We start from the raw sequence: 5410 nt of genomic DNA on the forward strand, positions 1-5410 counted from the left end.
CGAATCCCGGCGGACGAGTTCTTTATCGATCTCTACACGACTGCGCTACGCCCGAGCGAAATCATCGTCGCGTTGGACATCCCTCTCAAGGGGCCAAAATCCCTCTACGCATTCGATGAATTGACCCGGCGTCATGGAGATTACGCCATCGTTGGTGCAGCCATTACAGGTAACGCCTCGGAAGCGGGCTTTCTCAAAGATGCACGGATTGTCTTCCTCGGTACGGGTAACAAGCCGGACCGGGCGCATGCGGTCGAGCAGCAACTAGAAACGGCACCACTTACGCGTGCTACGGCGGCAAGCTTTGCGCGGGCGCTCGATATCACTCCCGGAGGCGATCTCTATAACTCGGCCGAAACCAAGCTCCACCTCGCGCGGGTTACCCTCGAGAGATTGTTGGCGAAACTGGCTCAGAAGCTGGAGGTGCCTGAACATGATTGAACGTCAACCTGTCCGGCTGGTTGTCAACGGCAAGAGCGTGACAACGACAGTCGAACCGCGGATGCACCTGATTGATTTCTTGCGGGATGAATTGCAGATTAAAGGGGCTCGCGTTGGTTGCGAGCATGGGGTATGCGGGGCATGCACCGTCCGTCTGAACGGGCAGATGGTGCGAGGTTGCCTTGTGCTCGCCGTCCGGGCGACAAACTGCACGGTTGAAACCCTCGAAGGCGCAAGTGACCGTGGCGATCTCGCTGCATTGCAGGCGGCCTTTCATGCGCGCAACGCCCTGCAGTGCGGTTTTTGCACGGCAGGTATGCTGCTCACAGCAGCGGAGCTGATTGCGACCAGGCCGAATTCCAGTCGTGAGGAGATCCGGGAGTTCATGTCGGGCAACTACTGTCGCTGTACGGGTTACCAAGCCATTGTCGACGCGATTGAGGACGTTCTGAGCGCTCGCTCCGCAAGCGTTGCCGGAGAGCAAAAATGCTGACGCCAACGAAAAGCGAACAGCGTATCGCTGAGGAACTGCGCTACATCGGCGCGTCTGTGCCGAGACCGAACGCTCTGAGATTACTGCAGGGCCGAGGCGTGTACGTGGACGATATCGTGCTGCCACGCATGGCCCACGTTGTTTACTGGCGCAGTCCGATTGCGCACGGCCGCATTACCTCGTTCGACGCGAGCTTTGCCACGATGATGCCTGGCGTGATAGGTGTATTCGGAGCGGAGGATATCGCCGATATCTGTACTCCTTGGGTGGGTACGCTTGCTCACTTGGCCGGCATGAAGTCCCCGCCGCAATATCCCCTTGCACGGGGACATCTATGCTGGCAAGGCGAGCCGGTCTTTGCGGTGGTCGCCGAAACCCGGCATCAGGCTGAAGATGCACTCGCCTACCTGCGGATTGAATGGGACGAGCTGCCCGTCGTCGCGAATATGGAGCGGGCGCTGGACCCCGACTCGCCCCTCATCCACCCGGAGCTGGGCGATAACCTGTGCCTTACGCGAACAATCGACAATGGAGCGGTGGATGCTACGTTCGCGAGTGCTGATGTTGTCGTTGAAGAGTCGTATCGGTTCGGACGCCACACCGGCGTGACCATGGAGACGCGCTCGGTACTAGCCGACTTCAACGCTGCCGATCTTACTTTGACCGTGTACCACTCGCATCAGGCGCCACACATGATGCAGGATTTGTACAGCCGGCATCTGAACCTTCCGGAAACATCGGTTCGCGTCATCTGCAAGGACGTGGGAGGGTCATTTGGAATCAAGGTGCACTCCTATCCAGATGACTTCGCGACGGTAGCTCTGTCGAAACTCCTGAAACGTCCCATCAAGTTCGTTGCCGACCGACTCGAGTCATTCACGAGCGATGTCCATGCGCGAGACCATCTTGTAAAGGCAAGGCTCGCCGCGACAAAAGACGGCCGTATCCTGGCGTTCGAAATCGACGATCTTACCGGCGTTGGACCTTATTCAGTGTATCCGCGGACGAGCGGTATCGAGGGCAATCAGGTTCTTAACATCACGGGCGGTCCTTACCAGCACGAAAACTATAGAGCGCGACTGCGCGTCGTGTTCCAGAACAAGCCTCCCATGAGCCAGTACCGTGGAGTCGGACATCCAATCGCATGTGCCGTAACCGAGGGGATTGTCGACCTGGCCGCTTCAAAGCTCGGGATCGATCCGCTCGCGTTCAGAAAAATGAACGTGATGCATGACGATGCCTATCCCTGCACGGGGGCATCCGGGATCAAGCTTGAAGGACTCTCTCATGACGCGTGCCTCGCCCGTATTGAAAGACTGGCTGACTACGACGGGCTCCGCGACGAGCAACGTCGTTTGCGGGAAGACGGTGTGTTTCGCGGAATTGGCATCGCTGCGATGGTCGAACTGACCAATCCCGGCCCGGCATTCTATGGCATTGGTGGTGCGCGCATCGCGGCGCAGGACGGGGCAACCGTCCGTCTGGATGCCGGTGGCGGCATTACAGTTATGGTGAGCGTTGGGGAGCAGGGTCAAGGCAGCGAGACCATCTTCGCCCAGATTGCTGCGGACGCCCTTTCGATGCCAATCGACCGGGTCCGCGTCATTACAGGTGACACGTCAGTCACGCCATATGGTGGCGGGACGTGGGCATCAAGAGGGGCCGGCATAGGCGGTGAGGCTGTGCTTCAGGCGTCGAACGCCTTGGGGATGCAGTTAATTGAGTTTGCCTCTGCTGTACACGAGTGCTCGCCCGAAGGGCTCAAGCTTTTCAACGGACAGGTGATGGACGCAGAAAGCGGCGCCTTTCTGATCGACCTTAAAGACCTGGCGAGTAAGGCCTATTTTCGCCCGGACACTCTGCCGAGGGATTTCCAGCCTGAGCTATCCGCGACACGACACTATTCGCAGCGCGACTATCCATTCGTATTTACCAACGGCGTACATGTCTCATACGTTGAGGTCGACGTGGATACTGGCATGGTGAAGTTGCTGAAGCACTGGGTCGTTGAGGATTGCGGACGCGTGATTAACCCGATGTTGGTGGACGAACAGATTCGTGGCGCGGTCGTGCAGGGCATTGGCGGAGTTCTGTTCGAAGAATGTCTTTACGACGAATCAGGTCTTCTTAAAAATGGCAGCATGGCAGACTATCTTGTGCCGATGGCCTCCGAAATGCCGGACATCGAAATCGCTCACGTAGAGACGCGGACAAAGACTTCGGCCCTCGGCGCTAAAGGGGCGGGGGAAGCGGGATCGGCAGGGGCACCGGCAGCCGTGATGAACGCAATAAATGATGCCCTCACGCCATTCCATGCCCGAGTCACGTCACAACCCATCACGCCCGAGAAGATCCTGGTGGCGCTTGGAAAAGTAAAACCAGGTCGCGCATGATTGGACGTCGTGCAAATGCGGCGCGACATGCTTGCGGGCGTAGCCACCCGTTGCTGCCCTTCGCGATTTCCTGAAGGGGCCGTTCACAGCAGGGAAGCCGCGCAATGATGCTCCAAGCGAGTCCTCGTCAAGTACGGCAAGGACTACCACGCTGAACATGAACAAAGCGCAATCTAGGTTTTCTTGTGACGTGGTTTTTGCCCCGTCAGTGTAAATCTGTTAGGTTACCGAACCATGCAGCGGCGGGCAAACAATCAAAAGAACCGGGACCGTGAGATTTGCGCAAGGCAGCAGGTCAGAGGCTGGCAAGACGCTACATGACCTTGGCGCTGTCGCCGCCTGTTACCTCTGGTTGTCCTGTGAGTCTCGCCGAGTTTTGCGGCCGCCGTGGCAACAACCGAATCACCCCGGCGCCATGCTGGCTTGCCTGGATCCGAAAGCTGCAGCTCAACCGGACTTATATCGAATACCGCTACGACGACAGGCTCGTTCTCATGCCCCGGTACGCCGTCATAGTGCGGCGTCATCGTTCGCTCCAAGACGTCAGAATCGGTGGCGCATCCCCATGACGAACAACAACTGCCGATTGTTTGCAGACGGCGGGACGTTGAACATCGATGCGTTAAACATCGCCATACCGCCGCCCCCGGTGACGACCTGGTAGAGGCTTTCCAGATAGACATCGGTGCGCCGGCTAAAGGAATAGTCGGCCTGGGCGATGGCCTCGTGCCATTTAGGATTGAGATGCACGGTTCCTGAATCGAAATGTCCATCGGTCAGTGTGTACGCCGTTGCAAGACTCAAAGCATGCGTCACAAAGTACCGGCAATTGATTTCGAAGTTGTCGAACCGAAGATTGTTGCCATTGCCGCTGGGAAAAGCACCACCCTCGCCATACGCGCTGGTGACGTTATTAAAGGCCGAATGCGTCCATACGAAGCCCACAGACGAGGCCCCAAAACTGTATTTGCCTCCGCCCCCCCAGATTTGTTCCCGACCGCCGTTAATAACAGAGTCGTCGCTGCTCTCGGCACCGTTCGCGTTCACGTCAGCCGAGTTGGCAGACCGATCGACTTGCTCGAAGCCTGCCGCCAGCGACACCGGCCCATTCGCGTACCGGGTACCAAAGCTATAGACCCGATTATTAGAGAACTGGCCTGCTTCGTTCGAGAAGCCGTACATGCCACCCGCCTGAAAACCGTTGTAATTGACGCCGTCGAATCTTATCGAATTGTTGACGCTCTGATGCCGGATCATATCGTCGTTATCGAACGGGTGATCGGCAAGATTACCGCCCCATCCAATCCCCTCAGCGCTCAACGGCGACACCCATTCGGACATGAAAGCATAGCGCCGCCCGAGGGTGACGGTCCCATACTGTGTCGAACGCAAGCCGACATACGCCTGCCGCCCGAAGAGGACGCCTGTATTACTTAACTTGCCATTGGCGCTGGAAAAGCCGTCCTCGAGATCGAAAATAGCGGCGAGCCCACCACCAAGGTCCTCCGTTTCGCGAAAGCCAAATCGCGACCCACTGATGCCACCGCTGTTCATCTCGACACCAGGGTGGCCCACGCCTGGTTGCCCCGTACTCTCGTTGTTCCCATAAATCACCGCAGTATCGATGATCCCGTAAAGCGTCACGCTGCTTTGTGCATAACTGGCTCCCGTCCAGAGAAATAAAACAGCCGCCGAAAAAAACCGTTTAACCATTTCCGCTTTCAAGATTCGTAGTCCGATTCATAAACTGGTATCGCTATATATTCTTACATATAGCGATACCAATAAAAAAGGCGCTTGCCGCGTGCGCGCCATAAAATAGTAAGGCCGTCTAAATCCTAGCAGGCGTGTTGAGTTGAGCGGGGTAACAGTTTGCCGCCAATGCCGGGATCACAGTACAAATTTTGCATCGACAAAGCCTTTCAGTTTCGATTCGAGGTAGTTGAAGGAACCGCTGCGGTTCAATCGAGCGTTCACGACCAGCACTCTATGGTCACGCGAGTGCCAGGCTCTGCATTGCCGATCTTCATGGTGAAGTTGTGGACCTGGATCACCGCTGAGACCATGCTAAGACCGAGACCCG

Annotated in this window: 3 protein-coding genes and 1 pseudogene; 3 read left to right on the forward strand and 1 reads right to left on the reverse strand. The window is 57.0% G+C overall.

Features of this window, described 5'->3' with window-relative positions; all coding sequences use genetic code 11:
• The 3 genes and pseudogenes from JWR14_RS12725 to JWR14_RS12735 all read left to right on the forward strand — a co-directional run.
• Positions 1-441: pseudogene (locus JWR14_RS12725) on the forward strand (xanthine dehydrogenase family protein subunit M); the annotation flags it as partial.
• A complete protein-coding gene (locus JWR14_RS12730; RefSeq protein WP_299706833.1) occupies positions 434-934 on the forward strand; it encodes a (2Fe-2S)-binding protein in 501 nt (166 codons plus the stop codon). The pseudogene JWR14_RS12725 and the gene JWR14_RS12730, both read left to right, overlap by 8 nt.
• Positions 928-3327, forward strand: coding sequence for a xanthine dehydrogenase family protein molybdopterin-binding subunit (locus tag JWR14_RS12735; RefSeq protein WP_299706836.1), 2400 nt, complete (start codon positions 928-930; stop codon positions 3325-3327). The genes JWR14_RS12730 and JWR14_RS12735 overlap by 7 nt, the downstream gene beginning before the upstream one ends.
• A 543-nt stretch (positions 3328-3870) precedes the next feature.
• Here JWR14_RS12735 and JWR14_RS12740 read toward each other — a convergent pair.
• A complete protein-coding gene (locus JWR14_RS12740; RefSeq protein WP_299706839.1) occupies positions 3871-5052 on the reverse strand; it encodes a porin in 1182 nt (393 codons plus the stop codon).
• Positions 5053-5410: the final 358 nt, after the last annotated feature.

The sequence above is a fragment of the Caballeronia sp. genome (assembly GCF_028292365.1).
In the GTDB taxonomy this organism is placed as follows: Bacteria; Pseudomonadota; Gammaproteobacteria; order Burkholderiales; family Burkholderiaceae; genus Caballeronia.

What these genes read in the sequence shown, in the direction of transcription:
- JWR14_RS12735 (WP_299706836.1), top strand. Translation starts at nt 928, where the DNA reads ATGCTGACGCCAACGAAAAGCGAACAGCGTATCGCTGAGGAACTGCGC.
- JWR14_RS12730 (WP_299706833.1), top strand. Translation starts at nt 434, where the DNA reads ATGATTGAACGTCAACCTGTCCGGCTGGTTGTCAACGGCAAGAGCGTG.